We start from the raw sequence: 20117 nt of genomic DNA on the forward strand, positions 1-20117 counted from the left end.
CTCCTCTCCCCAACGGGGAGAGGGTGGCCGGAGCGAAGCGGAGGTCGGGTGAGGGGGCGGCGCCGACGGATTCGACCAAGAGAAAGGTCGGGGCAACCGCTCGCGCCCGAAAGCTGCGGGTTGACGAGACCGAGGCTGAATACAGGCTTTGGGGGGAGCTGAGAGGCCGTCATCTCAATGGCTACAAATTTGTGAGGCAAGTGCCGCTTGGACCGTTCATCGCGGATTTTGTTTGTCGCGAGGTAAGCCTGATTGTCGAACTTGATGGTAGTCAGCACGCAGATTCTCCAACCGACCCTTCCAGGACAGCTTGGCTGAACGGACAAGGTTATTCGGTTCCCCGGTTCTGGAATCATGAGGTTTTGGCCGAACGTCGAGCGGTCCTGGATACGATCTTGGCTTGCCTTGACGGAAAGATTTCTACCCCCTCACCCGACCTCCGCTTCGCTCCGGCCACCCTCTCCCCGTTGGGGAGAGGAGGGCGCCAGTCGGCTGAGGCCCGCTAGATGGACACCTTCCGCGATAAGCTCGTTCCCGTCACCTCCATCCTCGTTGGCGTGGTCGCGCTCTGGTATGTCTTCGCCGTCATCCTCAACACGCCGTTCCAGCGCGATCTCGATCGTCGCGCCGGTGAAACATCCACGTTCAGCCAACTCATCGGCAAGACGCTGTCGCAGCCGAAGCCGACATTGCCGGCGCCGCACCAGGTGGCGGTGAATTTCTTCGAGAACACCTTCCTGCGGCCCATCACCTCCAACCGCAGCCTGGTCTACAATGCCTGGGTGACGCTTTCGTCGACGCTGCTCGGCTTCGCTTTCGGCACGGCGCTCGGCATCATCATCGCCGTCGGCATTGTCCATGTGGCGACGCTCGACCGCAGCCTGATGCCGTGGATCATCGCCTCGCAGACCATTCCCATCCTGGCTGTGGCGCCGATGATCATCGTCGTGCTGGGGGCGATCGGCATCAGCGGGCTAGTCCCGAAGGCGATGATTTCGACCTATCTGTCGTTCTTCCCGGTGACTGTCGGCATGGTGAAGGGCCTGCGCTCGCCCGAGATCATGCATCTCGACCTGATGCACACCTACAATGCCAGTCGCGCGCAGACCTTCTGGAAGTTGCGCGTGCCTGCTTCGGTGCCGTTCCTGTTCACCTCGATGAAAGTGGCGGTGGCGGCAAGCCTGGTCGGCGCCATCGTCGGCGAACTGCCGACTGGCGCTGTCGCCGGCATCGGCGCCAAGCTGCTCGCCGGCGCCTATTACAGCCAGTCCATCGACATCTGGTCGGCGCTGGTCGCCGGTTCGGTGGTGGCCGCCCTTCTGGTCATGGTGGTCGGCATTGCCGGGCGCCTCGTCGACCGCGCCATGGGCGGGAGGCCGGCATGAACTGGCTGAAACCCTCCTGGCAGGCAGTGCTGGCGATCGTGCTGTGCCTGATCGCAGTGGCGCTCGGCCCGATCGCCGCGCCGAAAGTCGATCCACTGGCGCAGCCTGCAGGGACGTTGATATATCCCTATGTGGCGACGACCTGGCTGATCTTCGGCGTTCTGCTTGTCGCTGCTTTGATCTCGATGGCCAGAATACCGTCCATCGTCGAAGCCGTTGTGCTTTTCATCGGCGCACATTTGCTCGCGTGGCTGCTGATTGGAGGCATCACCGGTTTCGAAGGCCTGGCGCGGACGCCGTACTTCCTGCTTCTCACCGCCGCATGGCTGCTTGGCTGGCGCTGCGTGGCGGTGCTGTCATCATTGCGTCCCTTCGCCAAATGGGCTCGCACCGCGCTGCGCCTGATCATCCCGGCCATCTTCGGCGCCTGGATCCTGATCATCTGGGAAGCGGTGACGCGTGGGGCCGGCATACCCTTCATCCTGCTGCCGCCGCCAAGTGCCATCGGCGCGCGCATCGCCGGTTCGCTGCCGGTGCTCGGCGCCGATGTCCGCCAGACCATCTTCAAGGCGGTCATCTTCGGTTATGTCGTGGGTAGCGGCGCCGGCTTCATCACCGCGGTGCTCGCTGACCGTGTGCCTTTCCTGCGGCGCGGCCTGCTGCCGATCGGCAACATGGTCTCGGCGCTGCCGATCATCGGCGTCGCGCCGATCATGGTGATGTGGTTCGGCTTCGACTGGCAGTCCAAGGCGGCGGTGGTCATCATCATGACCTTCTTCCCGATGCTGGTGAACACGGTCGCCGGTCTGGCCGCCTCCGGCCATATGGAGCGCGACCTGATGCGCACCTACGCGTCGGGCTACTGGCCGACGCTCTTGAAGCTTCGGCTGCCGGCAGCAGCTCCCTTCATCTTCAACGCGCTGAAGATCAACTCGACGCTGGCGCTGATCGGCGCCATCGTTGCCGAGTTCTTCGGCACGCCTGTCGTCGGCATGGGCTTCCGCATCTCGACCGAGGTCGGGCGGATGAACATCGACATGGTCTGGGCCGAAATCGCAGTTGCAGCACTTGCGGGTTCGGTCTTTTATGGCGTGGTCGCTCTTGTCGAAAGAGCCGTCACGTTTTGGCATCCCTCTGTCCGTGGTGGATAGGGGCGGTGGGTTTAGGGCACTAACTTCAGAGGGTAACAAAATGAAAAGACTGATTATTCCCGTTCTGGCTGGCGCGATGTCGCTTGCCGCTTTCCAGGCAATGGCCGCCGACAAGGTGACGTTGCAGCTGAAATGGGTCACGCAGGCCCAGTTTGCCGGCTACTATGTCGCCAAGGCCAAGGGTTTCTATGAGGCCGAGGGTCTCGACGTCGACATCAAGCCGGGCGGTCCCGATATCGCGCCCGAGCAGGTGATCGCCGGCGGTGGTGCCGACGTTATCGTCGACTGGATGGGCGGTGCGCTGGCTGCCCGCGAAAAGGGCGTGCCGCTGGTCAACATCGCCCAGCCGTTCAAGAAGGCCGGCATGGAGCTGGTCTGCCCGAAGGACGGCCCGATCAAGACCGAAGCCGACTTCAAAGGTCACACGCTCGGCGTCTGGTTCTTCGGCAACGAGTATCCGTTCTACGCGTGGATGAACAAGCTCGGCCTGAAGACCGAGGGCGGCCCGGACGGCGTCACGGTGCTCAAGCAGAGTTTTGACGTGCAGCCGCTGATCCAGAAGCAGGCGGACTGCATCTCGGTCATGACCTACAACGAATACTGGCAACTGATCGACGCCGGCTACAAGCCGGAACAGCTGACCGTGTTCAACTACTCGGCCATGGGCAACGACCTGCTCGAGGACGGGCTCTATGCGTCCGAAGACAAGCTCAAGGATCCGGCCTTCGAAGACAAGATGGTGCGTTTCGTGCGCGCCTCGATGAAGGGCTGGAAATATGCCATCGACAACAATGACGAAGCCGCAGGCATCGTCATGGACGGCGGCGGCCAGGACGAGAACCACCAGAAGCGCATGATGAGCGAAGTCGCCAAGCTGATCGACAATGCCGACGGCAAGCTTGACCCGGCGACCTACGAGCGCACCGCCAAGGCGCTGCTCGACCAGAAGATCATCACCAAGGAGCCGACCGGCGCCTACACCACCGCCATCACCGACAAAGCGGTCAAGTAAGCCTAGCCGGCAACACATCTATCCAGAAAGCGGCGCCTCCGGCAGAAATGTCAGAGGCGCCGTTCCTTTATGGTGTTCATGACGAAGCTGGTCTCGATCGAGGCGACGCATTTCAGCCGCGCGATCTTTTCCTTGATGAAGCGCTCGTATTGTTCGAGGCTTCCCGTCACCACTTTCAGCACATAGTCGCGCGAACCGGTGACGAGGTGGCATTCCAGCACCTCTTCCCAGCCGCGGATCGCGTCCTCGAACATCACGATCTCGTCTTCGTTCTGGCGGCTGAGCCGGATGGTGGCGATGGCGACCATGCTCCAGCCGAAGGCTGAGGGATCGACCAGCGTGGTGTAGCCTCTGATGACCCCGGTCTCCTCCAGCCGCCGCACCCGCCTCAGGCAGGGCGACGGCGACAGGCCGATGCGCTCGGCAAGCTCGTTGTTGGTGATGCGGGCGTCGGCCTGCAGCTCACGCAGGATTTTCAGGTCGAAATCGTCGGCTATCTTCTGCTGCACTTTTGGTCTCTCCAGGCAATTTGTTGCGGGAATGCAGCCATGTGAGCCCAAAAATAGCAAGGACTGGTGGAACGAGATCGCATAAATTGCCGTTCACTATTTCACTCGAACAGGCAGGAAAAGCCATGACCGCGCCACGCCCGTCGAAAACCCATATCGGCAACCACAAGCTCCATCCGGAGACGCTGATGCTGAGCTATGGCTTCGATCCGCAGCTGTCGGAGGGCGCCGTCAAGCCGCCGGTGTTCCTGACCTCGACCTTCGTGTTCAAGTCGGCGGAGGAGGGACGCGACTTCTTCGACTACACATCCGGCAGGAAGGAGCCGCCGAGCGGCACCGCCTCCGGCCTGGTCTATTCGCGCTTCAATCATCCCAACAGCGAGATCGTCGAGGACCGGCTGGCGATTTATGAGGGGACGGATGCCTGTATCCTGTTTTCATCGGGCATGTCGGCGATCGCCACGACACTGCTCGCCTATGCCCGTCCAGGCGACGTCATCCTGCATTCGCAGCCACTCTACGGCGGCACGGAGACGCTTTTGACGCGCACGCTCTCCGGTTTCGGCATCGGTGCTGTCGGTTTCGCGGATGGCGTGGATGAGCCGGCGGTGCGCACGGCCGCCGACGCGGCCGTCGTGAAAGGCCGCGTGTCGGTCATCCTGATCGAGACGCCGTCAAACCCGACCAACAGCCTGGTCGACCTCGCGCTGATGCGCAAGATCGCCGACGAGATCGGCGCGAGCCAAGGGTCAACGCCGATCATCGTGTGCGACAACACATTGCTGGGTCCGGTGTTCCAGCGGCCGATCGAACATGGTGCCGACGTGTCGGTTTATTCGCTGACCAAATATGTCGGCGGCCATTCCGACCTGATCGCAGGTGCCGCCATGGGCAGCAAGGCTATCACCAAGCCGATCAAGGCGCTGCGCGGCGCGATCGGCACGCAGCTCGACCCGCATTCCTGCTGGATGCTCGGCCGCTCGCTGGAGACGCTGTCGATCCGCATGGAGCGGGCCAACGACAATGCTCGCCTGATCGCCGAATTCCTGCGCGACCACGCCAAGGTCGACAAGGTGCACTACCTGCCGTTTCTGGGCGAGAATACGCCGGCCGGCCGCGCCTACAGGGCGCAATGCAGCGGCGCCGGATCAACCTTCTCCTTCGACATCAAGGGCGGGGAGAAGGCGGCTTTCGCCTTCCTCAACGGATTGCAGATCTTCAAGCTGGCGGTGAGCCTCGGCGGAACGGAATCGCTGGCCAGTCACCCCGCGGCCATGACCCATTCGGGCATTCCCTTCGAGGTGCGCCAGCGCATCGGCGTGCTGGAGACCACGGTCAGGCTGTCGATCGGCGTCGAGCATCCGGACGATCTGATCGCCGACCTGACGCAGGCGCTGGCGGCGGTCTGACCGCTATCGCTGAAGCCGGACAGGACGGCCCCTAGGATCTCTATACGTCATCACAAAAATGTGTGGTTGGATACATTGTGCCGCCAGGCCGTTCCGTTGGCGCATGCGCGCGCCGGGGAGCCGCGACGCGTGCACAGTCAATCGGAGGTTCTTCATGCGCACCCAATCCTTCTTACCGGCGCTGTCGGCGCTGGCCATTTCGACCGCTTTCCTGTTCGCATCGCCGGCCCTGGCAGCCATGGAAAAGTTCAAGGCGACACTAGACGGCAGCCAGCAGAGCCCGCCCGTCACCACGAAGGGTAAGGGCACGGCCACTTTCACCTTCGACACGACCAAGAAGAAGCTCAACTGGAACGTCAAATATTCCGGCCTCAGCGGACCGGCGACGGCCGCGCATATTCATGGCCCTACGGCGATGGGTGAAAACGCCGACCCTGTCATCCCGTTCAAAAAACTCAAGAGCCCGATCAAGGGGTCGGAGACGCTCACTGATGCCCAGGCGGCTGACCTTGAGGCCGGCAAGTATTACGTCAACGTCCACACCAAAGCGAACCCGAATGGGGAGGTCCGCGGCCAGATCGAGAAGGCGAAGTAGCTGACCGTTGAAGGTTGGCGGGACAGCGCCCCCCTCTGTCCTGCCGGACATCTCCCCCTCAAGGGGGAGATCGAATGTACTTCGGGTTTCGCCAATCGCCAGTGTTGGAAGAAGGGCGAGACGACGAAACTGCCAATCTCCCCCCCTTGAGGGGGAGATGCCCGGCAGGGCAGAGGGGGCGTGAAGGAACTCGACTTGCCCCGGTCGGCTCTCAAACCTTGTCGCGGATCTGGGTCATCGTCCGGGTCGGGGTGATCGCTTCGGGGTCGAGCCGGATCTCGACGATCGCCGGCTTGCCGCTGGCGCGGGCGCGTTCGAAGGCCGGGGCGAAGTCCGCCGTCTTCTCAACCGTTTCGCCATGGCCGCCATAGGCGCGGGCGAGAGCCGCGAAATCGGGGTTCTTGAGGTCGGTGGCCACCACGCGGCCGGGATATTCGCGCTCCTGATGCATGCGGATGGTGCCGTAGATGCCGTTGTTGACGACGACGACGACGATCGGCAGGTCGTATTGCACGGCAGTGGCGAATTCCTGCCCGTTCATCAGGAAGCAGCCGTCGCCGGCGAAAGCGACCACGGTGCGCTCTGGAAACAGCTCTTTGGCGGCGACTGCCGCAGGCGTGCCATAGCCCATCGAGCCTGACGTCGGTGCACCTTGAGTGGCGAAGCGGCGGAAGCGATGGAAGCGATGCACCCAGGTGGCGTAATTGCCTGCGCCGTTGGTGAGAATGGCGTCGTCGGGCAACATCTTTTCGAGATAGTTCATGATCGGGCCCATCTGGACCGGGCCGGGGCCGCTTTCGGGTGGTGTCGACCAGTCGAGATAGGTGGCATGCAGCTTTGGCGTCTCGGCTGCCCAGACGGGTGCGGAGGCCGGCTTGCGTTTGGCGAAAGCGTCGACGAAGGCGGACGGCGAGGCGTTGATCGCCAATGCCGGCCTGTAAACGCGGCCGAGCTCGCCGGAATCGGCATGGACATGGACCAGTGTCTGGGCGGGGTAGGGGCTTTTCAGCAGCGTGTAGTCCGAGGAGGGCATTTCGCCCATGCGGCCGCCGATCAGCAGCAAGAGGTCGGCCTGCTTGATCGCTGTGGCCAGCTTCGGGTTGATGCCTATGCCGACATCGCCGGCATAGTTCGGATGCAGATGATCGAACAGCATCTGGCGGCGGAAGGAACAGCCGACCGGCAGCGACCAGGCCTCGGCGATCGTGCGCATTTGTGCAACCGCCTCGGCGTCCCAGCGCGTGCCTCCAAGGATGACGAAAGGCCGCTTGGACTTAGCCAGCAGCTTTTCCAGCGCATCGAGTTCCGCTTCGCCGGCCCGTGTTTCCACCGGTGTGTGCGGCAAGGCGACGGGCGCTTCGACGACAATGGTCAGCATGTCTTCGGGCAGCGAGATCACCACCGGGCCGGGACGGCCCGATGTCGCCACGGCGAAGGCGCGGGTGACGAATTCTGGGATGCGCGAGGCGTCGTCGATCTCGACTACCCATTTGGCGATGTCGCCGAAGAACCTCTTGTAATCCACCTCCTGGAAAGCCTCGCGCTCCTTGGCGTGGCCGGCGACCTGGCCGATGAACAGGATGACGGGTATCGAATCCTGCATGGCGATGTGGATGCCGGCCGAGGCATTGGTGGCGCCGGGGCCGCGGGTGACGAAGCAGATGCCGGGCTTGCCGGTCAGGCGGCCGTGGCAATCGGCCATCATGGCGGCACCGCCTTCCTGGCGGCAGACGATGGTGCGGATCGCTGAATCGTGCAGCGCGTCGAGCACCGCCAGATAGGATTCACCGGGCACGCAGTAGATGCGGTCGGTGCCGTTGGCTTCGAGAGCGTCGACGATGAGTTGTCCGCCAGTCTTCATTGTCCAGACTTCTCCAGTTCGGCAAGGATTTCTTGGGTGTGCTCGCCCAGGCGCGGCGAGGGGCGCTCATGGACCAGCGGCGTGCCCGACATCACCATCGGCGCGCGCACCGAAGGCAGAAGATTGCCATGGCCGTCGTCCAGGTCGAGCCGCATGCCGCGCGCGATCGTCTGCGGGTCGGCGAACATCTGGCCGATCGTGTTGATCGGGCTCGCCGGCACGCTGGCCGCTTCGAGCTTTGCCAGCAGCGGATCGCGGTCAAAAACCTTCAGCGCCTCGACCATGCGTTCGCGCAACTTGGCCCGGTTGGCGACCCGGGCGGGATTGGTGGCGAAGTCGGGATTGGCAGGCAGGTCGTCCAGCCCGACGGCAGCGCAGAATTTGGCGAACTGGCCGTCATTGCCCACCGCCAGGATGATGTGCCCATCCCGGACCGGCACCACCTCGTAGGGGGCGATGTTCATATGCGCATTGCCCATCTGCACCGGCGATCTGCCGGAGACGAGATAGTTCAAATTCTGGTTGCCGAGCGCCGAGATCTGGGTGTCGAAAAGCGCCATGTCGACATGCTGGCCGTCGCCGGTCTGCTCGGCATGGCGCAGTGCTGCCTGGATGGCGATGACCGAATAAAGGCCGGTGAAGATGTCGGAGATGGCGACGCCGGCTTTTTGCGGCTCGCGGCCGACCTCGCCGGTGATCGACATCATGCCGGCCATGGCCTGGATGATAAAGTCGTAGCCGGCGCGCGGTGCGTACGGACCGTCCTGGCCGAAGCCGGTGATCGAGCAGTAGACGAGGCGCGGGTTGATCTTGCGCAGGCTATCATAGTCGAGGCCGTATTTCTTCAGGCCGCCGAGCTTGAAGTTCTCGATCAGCACGTCCGAAGTGGCGACCAGCCGGCGCACCGTCTCGGCGCCTTCCGGGGTCGAGAAATCGATGGCGATGGAGCGCTTGCCGCGATTGCAGGAATGGTAATAGGCGGCCGACAGGTTCTCGCCGTCCTTGCCCATGACGAAGGGCGGGCCCCATTTGCGGGTGTCGTCGCCGCCATCGGGGCTCTCGACCTTGATGACATCGGCGCCGAGATCGGCAAGCAACTGCCCGGCCCATGGCCCGGCAAGGATGCGGGCGAGTTCGACGACGCGGACGCCTTTCAGCGGGGGCTCAGCCATGGATCACCGTGGTTGCCGCAATCACTGCGATTGCTGCGAAAGCAGAGCCTCTATCAAGCCCTGCAACGGCTGTCACGGCTCTTGCAATGGGCCAATCCGTCACGCTTTGAGGACTTCGTCGGCCCAGGCGGCGAAATCATCCATGATAATGTCGCGATTCACCTCGTTCAGGCTTTCGTGGCGGGTGTCGGCGTAAACCTTTGAAACCAGATTCGAAAAGCCCATCTTGCGCATGCGATCGGCAAGATGGGTGATCCCTTTGCCATAGTCGGAAGCCGGATCCTTCTCGCCGCCGACGATGCTGACGGGCAGGTCGCGCCGGATACCGGCAAAGCCGGCATCCTTGCCGCCGTTCAGCGCCATACCGACGACGTCGCGCCACATCGACACCGAAGCGTCCCAGCCGCACAAGGGATCGGCAATGTATTTCGCCACTTCCGCTTCGTCGCGCGACAGCCAGTCGAACAGCGTGCGGTGATTGGGCACCGCCTTGCCCCAGGCCTGGAAGGTGAGTTTCGGCAGCAGGCGCGATGGCACGTCGGAGCCGAGCCGCATCCGTTCCCAGGCAAGGATGCCGAGCGCAAGCTGCCCAAGCGGGCCTTGGGAGAAATTGCCGTTCCAGATTGCTGCCGCGTGAACGCGTGGCGAGTGGCGCAACAGGTAGTTCAGCGCCACCGACGCACCCATCGAATGGCCAAACAGGATGACCGGTCTGTTTGGCCGTTCGCGGGCGATGAGATCATGGATGACGTCGACGTCGGCGATCACCTTGGCGGCACCGTCCCTGTCGGCGAACCTGCCGAGCGGAGCGTCGGACGCCTTGGTCGCGCCGTGGCCGCGATGATCGTGGACATAGACGTCGAAACCGCGCGAGCCAAGAAAATCGGCAAAGCGGGCATAGCGCGCTGCGTGCTCGGCTAGCCCGTGATTGATCTGGACGACGGCGCGTGCCCGGCCATCGGCGGCCTGCCTGACGAAAAGATTGAGCTCAGCACCGGTCGGCGAGGCAACCACGCGCTGCTGGCTGAATGACATGCCGCCTGGTCCCGCCCTTGCTTTTGTCGTCGTTGGCTTTGTTTGCGCCGGCCCACATTATGCGTCAATCCGGCAAACCCGCTTTTCGCGACGATGTTTCTTGCGTTCGGTCAGCAAAATATCGCAATTCTGACATGGAGACAGCTTCAGTCTGTCGCCCACTTCTTCAGCCGGGGATTCTCCATGCGCATCGGTGTCGTTTTCGGATTGGCCATGTTGGCGGCGTCGCTGGCCGGGGCCGCGCATGCCGACGTGAAGATGAGCGGCAGCTTCGTCGCCGACGCCGCCTGTCCGGCGACGCAAGCGATCAAGAACGGCAAGAACCCCGGCAATGTCTCGACCGATGCCGGGCAGAGCTATCAGTTGCTTGCCGGCAACAAGGATACGCCGACGCATTATCTCATCCTGGTGCCGGGCGCCGATCCGGAGCGCCGCTGGGTGAAGGTCAGCTGCGGCCATGTTTCCGGCAGCAGCGCGGCGACCGTGCCGGCCGCGCCTGACGGGCAAGGCAAGCCGGCGGCATCGGGGAAGCCCGAATACGTCTTCGCGCTGAGCTGGCAGCCGGCGTTTTGCGAGACAAAGTCGAACAAGACCGAATGCAGGGCACAAAGTGCCGGCGATTTCGACGCCACGCATTTCACCTTGCACGGCCTGTGGCCGCAGCCGAATGGCAATTTCTATTGCCAGGCGACGGCGAGCGACAAGGCCAACGACAATCCGGCTCACTGGAAAGACCTGCCGCCGGTCAATCTTGACGCCAACACCCGCACGGAACTCGATCAGGTGATGCCTGGAACGGCCTCCCACCTCGAACGGCATGAATGGATCAAGCACGGCACCTGCTACGGCAAGAGCCAGCAGGACTATTTCTCCGACGCGCTGAATTTGATGCGCGCGGTGAACAGTTCGCCGGTGCGCGATCTCTTTGCCAAGAACATCGGCGGCAAGCTGACGGCCGACCAGATCCGCGGCGCTTTCGACACTGCCTTCGGGGCGGGAGCAGGGGACCGCGTGCGCGTTTCCTGCGTCATCGATCCGTCGAGCGGCAGGCGGCTGATCGGCGAACTGACCCTCGGCCTCGCCGGCCCGATCGGCCCGAACAGCGCGCTCAAGGACCTGCTGCTGGCTTCGGTGCCGACCAACAAGGCAGGCTGCCCGACCGGCACCGTCGACGCTATCGGGTTCCAGTAAGGGCGGTTGAACGGCCCCCAGACTGCACGAGCAGCGGTCCACACTTGTCCGTGTGATTGGCCTGATCTGGCAAAAGCGATTGCCGTTCGCCGCCGCATCGCCTACATAGCGGCCAACCTCCATTCAATTCGACAAATCCAGTCGGTTTTTCAGGGAAAGCGCGCGTGGCACGCCAGTTCATCTATCACATGGCCGGCCTCAACAAGGCCTATGGCACCAAGAAGGTGCTCGAGAATGTCCATCTCTCCTTCTATCCGGACGCCAAGATCGGCATCCTCGGCCCCAACGGTTCGGGCAAGTCGACGATCCTCAAGATCATGGCTGGGCTCGACAAGGAGTGGAACGGCGAAGCGTGGCTCGCCGAAGGCGCCACTGTCGGCTACCTGGCGCAGGAGCCGGCGCTCGATCCGGACAAGACCGTGTTCGAAAACATCATGGAAGGCGTCGCCGCCAAGACCGCCATCATCGAACGCTACAACGAATTGATGATGAACTACTCCGACGAGACGGCCGACGAGTCGGCCAAGCTCCAGGACGAGATGGACCGGCTGAACCTGTGGGATCTCGAACAGCAGGTCGAGATGGCGATGGAAGCGCTGGGCTGCCCGCCCAAGGATTCGGAAGTCACCAAGCTTTCGGGCGGCGAGCGCCGCCGCGTCGCGCTTTGCCAGCTTTTGCTGCGCCAGCCCGACCTTCTGCTGCTCGACGAACCGACCAACCATCTCGACGCCGAAACCACGGCATGGCTGGAAAAGCATCTGCGTGCCTATCCGGGCGCCGTGATGATCATCACCCACGATCGCTACTTCCTCGACAACGTCACCGGCTGGATCCTCGAACTCGATCGCGGCCGCGGCATTCCCTATGAGGGCAACTACACCAAGTACCTCGAAGCCAAGGCCAAGCGGCTCAAGCAGGAAGGCCGCGAGGACGATGCCCGCCAGCGCGCCATCGGCCGCGAGCGCGAATGGATCCAGTCGAGCCCGAAGGCCCGCCAGACCAAATCCAAGGCGCGTATCCAGGCGTTCCAGGATCTTTTGGATGCAGCCGACAAGCGGCGTCCGAGCGATACGCAGATCGTCATCCCGCACGGCGAGCGGCTCGGCAATGTCGTGATCGAGGCGGAAGGCCTGTCGAAGGGCTTTGGTGACACGCTGCTCATCGACGGCCTGGAATTCAAGCTGCCGCCCGGCGGCATCGTCGGCGTCATCGGCCCGAACGGCGCCGGCAAGACGACGCTGTTTCGCATGATCACCGGCCAGGAAAAGCCGGATGCGGGTTCTGTGCGCGTCGGCGAAACGGTGAAGCTCGGCTATGTCGACCAGAGCCGCGATGCTCTCGATCCGTCGAAGACGGTGTGGGAAGAGATTTCCGGCGGCGCAGAAGTGGTCAAGCTCGGCAAGTTCGAGGCCAACACGCGCGCCTATTGCGCGTCGTTCAACTTCCGTGGCGGCGACCAGCAGCAGAAGGTCGGCAACCTCTCCGGCGGCCAGCGCAACCGCGTGCATTTGGCCAAGATGTTGAAGACCGGCGGCAATGTGCTGCTGCTCGACGAACCGACCAACGATCTCGACACCGAAACGCTGGCCGCGCTCGAAGACGCGCTGGAAAATTTCGGTGGCTGCGCGGTCATCATCTCCCACGATCGCATGTTCCTCGACCGCCTGGCGACGCATATCCTCGCCTTCGAGGGCGACAGCCATGTCGAATGGTTCGAGGGCAATTTCGAGGATTACGAGCAGGACAAGATCCGCCGCCTCGGGCCAGATGCCGTCAACCCGCACCGCATGACCTACAAGAGGCTGACGCGGTAGGGGGTTTTCCGGGCGGCGATCTCAACCGGCATGAGGAGCTCAAATGGCTGATTGGTCCGCCGCCCAATATCTGAAATTTGAAGACGAGCGCACGCGGCCCGCGCGGGATCTTGTGGCGCAGGTGCCCGTCGACTTTCCACGCCGGGTCGTCGACATCGGCTGCGGGCCTGGCAACTCGACCGAACTGCTTGTCGAGCGCTGGCCGGATGCTGAGGTGAGCGGCTTCGACACTTCGCCCGACATGATCGAGAAGGCGCGGGCGCGCTTGCCCGAGGTCACCTTTGATCTCGCCGATGCCTCCAAATGGCAGCCGGCGGAGCCGGTCGACGTGATTTTTGCCAATGCGGTGTTCCAGTGGCTGCCCGAGCATCCCGCAGTCTTCCAGCGGCTGATGGGTTTCCTCGCGCCAGGCGGCGCGCTGGCCGTCCAGATGCCCGACAATATGGGCGAAGACTCGCACCGCCTGATGCGCGAGACCGCCGCCGAAATGCCGTTTGCCGAAAAGTTCAAGGGCGCGGCACGCGGGCCGTTGCCGCCGGTGTCGTCCTACTATGACCTCCTGTCGCCGCTCAGTGATCGGCTGGATATCTGGCATACCATCTACAACCACCCGCTTGCCGACGCCGAAGCGATCGTCGAATGGGTGAAGTCGACGGGCCTGAAACCGTTCCTCGATCCGCTGGATTCCGACGAACGGGCGATGTTCCTCGAAAGCTACACGGCCAAGATCGCCAAGGCCTATCCGAAAACGGCTAGCGGTAAGGTGCTTTTGCGCTTTCCACGCATCTTCATCGTTGCCAAGCGGGCCTGATTATCCATGTTGCACGAGGACCAGTCCGGCCTAAACCTTTGGTTTAAGCCGGCGTAAACCGCCGCGGTGAGAAAACTGTTGCGCCGGAGCGTTCCGGCGCCCACATGAAGCCCGCAACGCCTGCGGATGGGACGGACTGGACATGCATCGCGTCATCATCAGCGGCATCGGCGTTGAAATCCCTGAAGCCACAATCACCAATGAAGAGCTGGTGGCCAGCTTCAATGCCTGGGTCGACGCGGAGAATGCGCGCCGCCTGGGCACCGACGAGCCGCCGCTGGCGAAATCGGATAGCGACTTCATCGTCCACGCTTCGGGCGTGCGCACCCGTCATGTCATCGAGCGCGAAGGCATTCTCGACCCGACCCGCATGTCGCCGCGCATTCCGGCTCGGCCCGACGATGCGCTGTCGCTCGAAGCCGAGTTCGGCATCGCCTCGGCAAAGAAGGCTCTCGAGCATGCGGGACTACAGCCGTCGGATATAGACCTGGTGATCTGCTCGGCCTCGCATCACCAGCGGCCCTATCCGGCGATCGCCATCGAAATGCAGGAGGCGCTGGGCACCAAGGGCGCAGGCTTCGACATGGGGCTCGGCTGTTCTTCGGCGGCGGCGGCCTTGCACATCGCCGTCAATTTGGTGCGGTCCGGCGCGCACAAGCGCATTCTGGTGACGACGCCGGAGATCATCACCGGTCATCTCAATTTCCGCGACCGGCAGACGCATTTCATCTTCGGCGACGCTTCGGTGTCGATGGTGGTCGAAGGGCTGGCGCAGGGCGACAAGCGGCCGGGGCGCTTCGAGGTGCTCGACACGCGCATCTGGACGCAGATGTCGAACAACATCCGCACCAATCTGGGCTACCATACCCGCACCGCCCAGGATGATCCTTACATGATCAATCTGCAAGGCAATCTGATCAAGCAGGTCGGCAACAAGGTGTTCAAGGAAGTCACCGTCGCCGGGCAGAAATTCATCGTCGAATTCCTCGCCGAGCACGGGCTGACGCCGCAGGCGATCAGGCGCTTCTGGCTGCATCAGGCCAATGCGCGGATGAATGCGATGATCCTGAAGCTGTCGTTCGGCCACGAGGTCGATCACGACCGCGCGCCAATGGTGCTGGAGCGGCTGGGCAACACGGCGGGCGCCGGGGCCATCGTCGCGCTGTCGGAGAACCACGCCGACATGAAGCCGGGCGATTTCGGTCTGATCTGCGCCTTCGGCGCGGGCTATTCGATCGGCGGCGCGCTGCTGAGAATGCTTTGAGGCTGCCGCGTCATGCTGGTGCGAACGGCACCAGCATCGGAACGCGCGCGGCATAGTCGTCATAGGCGCTGCCCAGTTCGCCGCGCAGGAAGTTTTCTTCCAGCCTGGCTTTCGTCACGATGCCGATGATGAGCAGCGCGGTTCCGGCTATGCCCCAGACGGTGCCCTTGGCCGCCATGGTGGCGAGGATCGCCAGCAGCAATCCGGTGTAGATCGGATGCCGGACAAGGCCATACGGGCCGGTGTTGACGACACGGTGCCCGGCCTTGGCGGTGATGGTGCCCGACCACAGCCTGCCGAGATGCAGGCGCGCCCACCAGGCAAAGGCGATGCCGATGGCGATCAGGGCGACACAGATCCAGGCTTCGGGGAGATCAGGCATCCACAGCCTGAGCCGGCCTTCATAGCCGTGCGCCGGAATGAACAGCAGCACCGCGCCGGCTACCCAGAGACCCCGATAGCGGGCCTCCGCCTTGAACCCGGCGCGCTTCTGGGCAGGGTCGGACCACAAAGCGGCGACGGCCCAGCTTCCTGCCCAGATCAACCAAAGCAACGTGATTGCCGTCACAGGTCGCATGATCAGCCTCCGCAAACCGTCTGGACGTCACTATGAAACCGGCACCGCACGCCGGCAATGCGGTGCGAGATCGATGACAGGTAAGAAAAGCGTGATCGCGATCCTATCGGTGCTGTTGATCGGACGATCAGCACTTTCGACTGGACGCCGCGAAGAGCACCCGGCTAACTCGCTGGATGACGAATGGAAAGAACGCCATGCCGGATCTCTTCCCCGAGGCTGGAAAGCCGGTTGAAATCATCGCCGCGCGAAAGCTGACCGCCAGGGCGGCAGCGCTTTACGTGGCGCCGCCGGATCATTTTCAGACGCGCCCGGTGGACGAATTGCGGCTGGGTTTCGACGGCATATCAGGCGATTTCCATGCTGGACCGACGCGGCGTTCGGGCGGGCGCGAGCCCTGGTATCCGCGCGGCACTGAAATGCGCAACGAGCGGCAATTGTCCATCGTGGCAGCGGACGAGCTGGCGGTTGTCGCCGAGCGCATGGGCCTGGTCGAGATCAAGCCGGAATGGATCGGCGCCAATCTGGTGATGGAAGGGGTGCCGAACCTCTCCATGCTGCCGTCCGGCACGCTGCTGTTCTTCAAGGGCGGCGTGACAGTCAAGGTCGACGCGCAGAATGGCCCGTGCCGCATCGCCGGCCGGTCGATCGCCGAGAACGCCGGAATGGCCGACGTCGAAGCCGGCGCTCTGCTGTTCCCGAAAGCGGCGAAGCGGCTGCGCGGCATTGTCGCCTGGGTAGAGAAGCCAGGCACGGTTAGGGCAGGCGAAGAGATATCGCTGCGCGTGCCGGAGCAGTGGATTTATCAAGCCTGAGGGCCGGCTACGCCGCCCATGGAGCGGCGCAGCAAAAGCGCTGGACTTCAGCCCTTGCGGTTCTTCTTCACGCCTTGCGCCATGATGGAAACGTCGTCCCACTTCTCCCAGGTGGCAATGCGGTTGGCGTATTCCTGCTTGATCATCGGCAGGCCGCCATCGCCGAAGAATACCCGCAGCGGCGGCTCGGCGGCGTCGACAATGGCCAGCATGGCCGGCCCGGTGGCGTCTGGATCGCCGGCGACCGAATTGGCGCGGCGCTCGGCCATCTTGGCACGGGCGGGCGCATAGGCCTCGATCGGCTGGGACACCTTGGCCGACGGCCCGGCCCAGTCGGTGGAGAAACCGCCCGGCTCGACCAGCGTCACATGGATGCCGAATTCCGCGACCTCGATGCTGAGCGACTGGCTGAAGGCCTCCAGCGCCCATTTCGAGGCGTGGTAGAGGCCGAGCGAGGCAAAGGCATTGACGCCGCCGATCGACGAGATCTGGATGATGTGGCCGGAACGCTGTGCCCGCATGATCGGCAGTGCGGCCTGAGTGACCCACAGAGCGCCGAAGACATTGGTTTCGATCTGGTCGCGAGCTTCCTGTTCGCTGACCTCCTCGATGGCGCCGAAATGGCCGTAGCCGGCATTGTTGATGACGACGTCGAGCCGGCCAAAACGCTTGTGCGCCTCGGCGACAGCGGCATCGACGGCTTTCTTGTCGGTGACGTCGAGCTTTATCGCGGCAATCCTGTCGCCGTATTTCTCGACGAGATCGGCGAGGGTGCCAGCATCGCGGGCGGTTGCCGCGACGCGGTCGCCACGCGCGAGTGCAGCCTCGGCCCAGACGCGGCCAAAGCCTTTCGACGATCCGGTGATGAACCAAACCTTGTTTGTCATGATCTTGGAGTCCTTGCCCCTGCGGGCGTGATTTTGGATGAAAGCGGAGGCTTCTCCGCTTTCGGGCATATACGGTCGATCCTCTGATTTTCCAGAGGCGACGGGAATCTTTTGACAAAGACGCCTGAATTATCGGGGATAATTCACCTGAGACGACCAGGCCGGGTCATCGTGCTTTTGCCAGTAGCGCGCCATCAGCCGGCTGGTGATCGGTCCGACCTTGCCATTGGCGATCGCCGCGCCGTCGATCTCCGTCACCGGCATGATGCCGCCCGCAGTGGAGGTGATGAACACCTCGTCGGCCTCGCGCAATGCGGTGACGCTGACATCGGTCGCCGTGGCGGCAAGGCCTTCTTCTGCACAGAAATCGAAGACGGTGCGGCGGGTGACGCCGGGCAGCACGCCGGTGGCCGGGGTCGACAGTTTGCCGTCCTTGACGCAGAAGACGTTGAAGCCCGGGCCTTCGGCGACATTGCCGTTGAAGTCGAGGAGCAACGCGGTCTCTGCACCGCGGTCATAGGCATCGTAGAGGCCGCGCACCAGATCGAGCCAGTGGTAATTCTTGATCGCCGGGTCGATCGAGGCCGGCGGAATACGCATCTTGTCGCTGATGGCGACGCGCAGGCCGCGCTGCAGCTGCTCGGCGTTGGCGACCGAGCCGAACGGCACGGCGAAGGCCATGAAGCGGTTGACCGCCTGGCGCGGGTCGCGGCTGAAGGTCGGAGAGGCGCCGCGCGTGCACAGCATTTCGACATAGGCGGCGCGATGACCGGACAGCGCCACGCAATTGTGCAGGATTTCGGTCACGCCGTCGCGGTCGAAGGGAATGGTCATGCGCAGCTTTTCCAGCCCGCCGAGGAAGCGGTCGAGATGCAGATCGAGGCGGAAGAAGCGGCCGTTCCAGACATGCACGGTGTCGTAGGTGGCGTCGGAATGCAGAAAACCCCAGTCCAGCACCGAGATCTTGGCCTGCGACATCGGCAGGTATTGGCCGTCGAGAAAGGCGATGCCGTCGGGGTAGGAATGCGGGTCGACATGGCGGTCGCCAACCGCGGGCAGTTGCTTCTCGTCCTGTGTCGTCGCCGTGTGGCTCATTGGGGCCTCCTGTCACGCAAGGCGAGTCAGCAGGCTATCGGCGCAGGGCAGAACGCATAGAGCCACCCGCCCGGTGCTGTTCGGCCTCGATGACGATCTCGCCGATACATTGGATCGGAATTGCCTTAGATTGCGCGCTCTGAACGGGAGGGGGAAGATGGGCAGGCTTGGGGCCGTCATAGCAGCCATGACGATGTTCGCCACCGCGGGCGAAGCCAGCGCCCAGTGCGCGCGCGAAGGCGAGGAATTGTGCCAGGGCGGGCAGACCTATCGCTGCGAGAAAACCGGCAGCGAATTGACACCGATCTTTCAGAACGTGTCTTGCGCGGTGCCGTCGCTGAGCGGCACCTGGGTCGGCAGCGGCCATCAAAGCCCGGCGGGTGACGCCGGGGCCGACTGGCCGATCGCCATGACCATCAACGATGGCAGCGCGTCGATCGACTATCCGTCACTCGGCTGCGGCGGATCGCTGTCACAGACGTCCAGGGACGGCATTTCGGCGGAATACCACGAGAGCATCACCTACGGTCAGGACAAATGCATCGACGGCGGCAACATCACCGTCAGGTTTTTCAAGGAAAATCTGTCCTGGACCTGGATCGGCCAGGCCGATGGTCAGCCCTATAATGCGGTCGCAGTGCTTAAGCGGAAGTAGCCGTGGTCATTCCTTCTCGTCATCCGCGTCGAGCAGGCGCGTCGCGCGCCAGCGAGTGAGCACGACGTTGGTCTGCTCGATGACGAAGAAACGCGCCGAGTCGCGGTCGTAACCTTCGCTCAGCAGTTTCTCGTAATCTGTGTGCATGTGGCGGATATGGGCAATCGTCGCCAGCCATACGGCGATGCCTGGTGGTAAGGTCTTCATGTGGACCGCGCCGGCGTCGCCGCGGATCTTCTCCATGTCGGCATAGGGTGCCAGCGGCAGAAGTGCTGTCAGCGCCTTGGCGATGGCGCGGCGGCGACCGGTGGGCGCCGTCATCGCCGAACCCCGGGCTCGTCGCGCCCTTCGATGGTCGCCTCCGGTATAGCGTCGGTCGAGGCGAAATAGGGTTTTATGTCGATGACCGGAGTGCCGTCGAGCACGTCGATGGCGTCGAGATCGATGCGGCCGGTGTTCTGGTCGAGCCCGACGAGCCTGGCCACATGCAGCCCGATTGGGTTGGGGCGGGCAGGGGAGCGCAGCGAAAATACGCCTTTTGCTTCGGCCGCATGGCGTGGTTTCTGCACAATCAGGTCCCGCGGCGCGTGATGCAGCCAGGACAGGATGATGACGTGGCTGGCGCGCTCCAGCCCCCGTAAGCCATTTCGGTAGGGCGCGTCGATGGTCAGCACTGCCTTCTGCCCGGTCTCGCGCGCGGCGCGCATGTTCTTCGGGCAGGTTTCGCGCGTCGTCCACGGCGAGGCAATGCGGCCGATGAAGACGAGGCCGTCATCCGGCGGCATCAGGGCGGGATCGTTTTCCAGCCTCTGCTCGCCTTCGCGGGCCTCGAACATCTCACGCGGTCCAGTCATGGCCCATGTCTCTTAAAACGCCACA

At 63.3% G+C, this 20117-nt stretch carries 20 protein-coding genes and 1 pseudogene; 12 read left to right on the forward strand and 9 right to left on the reverse strand.

Going from position 1 to position 20117, the window contains the following annotated elements:
* Positions 1-95: 95 nt before the first annotated feature.
* From A9K65_RS16845 to A9K65_RS16860, 4 genes and pseudogenes are all read left to right on the forward strand, one after another.
* A pseudogene (locus A9K65_RS16845) lies at positions 96-506 on the forward strand (DUF559 domain-containing protein); the annotation flags it as partial.
* On the forward strand, positions 507-1385 hold the full coding sequence (locus tag A9K65_RS16850) for an ABC transporter permease (RefSeq protein ID WP_024501500.1): 879 nt from the start codon (positions 507-509) through the stop codon (positions 1383-1385).
* The gene (locus tag A9K65_RS16855; protein ID WP_064993846.1) at positions 1382-2536 is read left to right on the forward strand and encodes an ABC transporter permease; all 1155 of its coding nucleotides are present in this window, start codon (positions 1382-1384) and stop codon (positions 2534-2536) included. Before A9K65_RS16850 ends, A9K65_RS16855 begins: the two co-directional genes overlap by 4 nt.
* Before the next feature lie 40 nt (positions 2537-2576).
* Positions 2577-3548 (forward strand): ABC transporter substrate-binding protein, encoded by a 972-nt coding sequence (locus tag A9K65_RS16860; RefSeq protein WP_013530916.1) that lies wholly within the window; start codon positions 2577-2579, stop codon positions 3546-3548.
* Positions 3549-3598: 50 nt separating this feature from the next.
* Here A9K65_RS16860 and A9K65_RS16865 read toward each other — a convergent pair whose 3' ends face one another.
* The gene (locus tag A9K65_RS16865) at positions 3599-4057 is read right to left on the reverse strand and encodes an Lrp/AsnC family transcriptional regulator (RefSeq protein ID WP_027034983.1); all 459 of its coding nucleotides are present in this window, start codon (positions 4055-4057) and stop codon (positions 3599-3601) included.
* A 125-nt stretch (positions 4058-4182) separates the two neighbouring features.
* Between A9K65_RS16865 and A9K65_RS16870 the strand changes: the two genes are divergently transcribed.
* Together A9K65_RS16870 and A9K65_RS16875 are read left to right on the forward strand one after the other, a co-directional pair.
* On the forward strand, positions 4183-5466 hold the full coding sequence (locus A9K65_RS16870; protein ID WP_064993845.1) for a cystathionine gamma-synthase family protein: 1284 nt from the start codon (positions 4183-4185) through the stop codon (positions 5464-5466).
* Between the two features lie 154 nt (positions 5467-5620).
* The gene (locus A9K65_RS16875; protein ID WP_064993844.1) at positions 5621-6061 is read left to right on the forward strand and encodes a CHRD domain-containing protein; all 441 of its coding nucleotides are present in this window, start codon (positions 5621-5623) and stop codon (positions 6059-6061) included.
* A 211-nt stretch (positions 6062-6272) separates the two neighbouring features.
* Here the strand turns inward: A9K65_RS16875 and A9K65_RS16880 are convergent, their stop codons facing one another.
* From A9K65_RS16880 to A9K65_RS16890, 3 genes are all read right to left on the reverse strand, one after another.
* Positions 6273-7922, reverse strand: a complete 1650-nt coding sequence (locus tag A9K65_RS16880; RefSeq protein WP_064993843.1) for a thiamine pyrophosphate-binding protein — start codon at positions 7920-7922, stop codon at positions 6273-6275.
* Positions 7919-9094, reverse strand: coding sequence for a CaiB/BaiF CoA-transferase family protein (locus tag A9K65_RS16885; protein WP_064993842.1), 1176 nt, complete (start codon positions 9092-9094; stop codon positions 7919-7921). Before A9K65_RS16885 ends, A9K65_RS16880 begins: the two co-directional genes overlap by 4 nt.
* Positions 9095-9193: 99 nt before the next feature.
* Positions 9194-10129 (reverse strand): alpha/beta hydrolase, encoded by a 936-nt coding sequence (locus A9K65_RS16890; protein ID WP_064993841.1) that lies wholly within the window; start codon positions 10127-10129, stop codon positions 9194-9196.
* A gap of 183 nt (positions 10130-10312) precedes the next feature.
* Here A9K65_RS16890 and A9K65_RS16895 point away from each other — a divergent pair, with 183 nt between their 5' ends.
* From A9K65_RS16895 to A9K65_RS16910, 4 genes are all read left to right on the forward strand, one after another.
* Positions 10313-11320: a ribonuclease T(2) gene (locus tag A9K65_RS16895; protein ID WP_013530922.1), complete on the forward strand. Its 1008-nt coding sequence runs from the start codon at positions 10313-10315 to the stop codon at positions 11318-11320.
* A gap of 164 nt (positions 11321-11484) precedes the next feature.
* Positions 11485-13134, forward strand: a complete 1650-nt coding sequence (ettA, locus tag A9K65_RS16900; RefSeq protein WP_013530923.1) for an energy-dependent translational throttle protein EttA — start codon at positions 11485-11487, stop codon at positions 13132-13134.
* A 43-nt stretch (positions 13135-13177) separates the two neighbouring features.
* Positions 13178-13945 carry a trans-aconitate 2-methyltransferase gene (gene tam, locus A9K65_RS16905; RefSeq protein ID WP_064993840.1) on the forward strand — a complete coding sequence of 256 codons (768 nt, stop codon included), beginning with the start codon at positions 13178-13180 and terminating at the stop codon, positions 13943-13945.
* Between the two features lie 142 nt (positions 13946-14087).
* A complete protein-coding gene (locus A9K65_RS16910; protein ID WP_064993839.1) occupies positions 14088-15209 on the forward strand; it encodes a beta-ketoacyl-ACP synthase III in 1122 nt (373 codons plus the stop codon).
* A gap of 10 nt (positions 15210-15219) precedes the next feature.
* On the opposite strand, the gene A9K65_RS16915 is transcribed toward A9K65_RS16910, so the two are convergent.
* Entirely contained in the window at positions 15220-15786 is a 567-nt protein-coding gene (locus A9K65_RS16915; RefSeq protein WP_064993838.1) for an isoprenylcysteine carboxylmethyltransferase family protein, read from the reverse strand.
* Between the two features lie 197 nt (positions 15787-15983).
* Between A9K65_RS16915 and A9K65_RS16920 the strand changes: the two genes are divergently transcribed.
* The gene (locus tag A9K65_RS16920; protein WP_064994045.1) at positions 15984-16601 is read left to right on the forward strand and encodes an MOSC domain-containing protein; all 618 of its coding nucleotides are present in this window, start codon (positions 15984-15986) and stop codon (positions 16599-16601) included.
* 47 nt (positions 16602-16648) lie between these two features.
* Here A9K65_RS16920 and A9K65_RS16925 read toward each other — a convergent pair whose 3' ends face one another.
* Together A9K65_RS16925 and A9K65_RS16930 are read right to left on the reverse strand one after the other, a co-directional pair.
* Positions 16649-17488 (reverse strand): SDR family oxidoreductase, encoded by an 840-nt coding sequence (locus tag A9K65_RS16925; RefSeq protein ID WP_063170269.1) that lies wholly within the window; start codon positions 17486-17488, stop codon positions 16649-16651.
* 129 nt (positions 17489-17617) lie between these two features.
* The gene (locus A9K65_RS16930) at positions 17618-18583 is read right to left on the reverse strand and encodes a D-amino acid aminotransferase (protein ID WP_064993837.1); all 966 of its coding nucleotides are present in this window, start codon (positions 18581-18583) and stop codon (positions 17618-17620) included.
* 157 nt (positions 18584-18740) lie between these two features.
* Between A9K65_RS16930 and A9K65_RS16935 the strand changes: the two genes are divergently transcribed.
* Positions 18741-19238 (forward strand): hypothetical protein, encoded by a 498-nt coding sequence (locus A9K65_RS16935; protein ID WP_064993836.1) that lies wholly within the window; start codon positions 18741-18743, stop codon positions 19236-19238.
* 6 nt (positions 19239-19244) lie between these two features.
* On the opposite strand, the gene A9K65_RS16940 is transcribed toward A9K65_RS16935, so the two are convergent.
* Positions 19245-19559, reverse strand: a complete 315-nt coding sequence (locus tag A9K65_RS16940; protein ID WP_064993835.1) for a DUF2293 domain-containing protein — start codon at positions 19557-19559, stop codon at positions 19245-19247.
* A complete protein-coding gene (gene tsaA / locus A9K65_RS16945; RefSeq protein ID WP_084015800.1) occupies positions 19556-20092 on the reverse strand; it encodes a tRNA (N6-threonylcarbamoyladenosine(37)-N6)-methyltransferase TrmO in 537 nt (178 codons plus the stop codon). Before tsaA ends, A9K65_RS16940 begins: the two co-directional genes overlap by 4 nt.
* Between the last annotated feature and the right edge of the window lie 25 nt (positions 20093-20117).

The sequence above is a fragment of the Mesorhizobium sp. WSM1497 genome (genome assembly GCF_001672455.2).
GTDB lineage: Bacteria > Pseudomonadota > Alphaproteobacteria > Rhizobiales > Rhizobiaceae > Mesorhizobium > Mesorhizobium ciceri.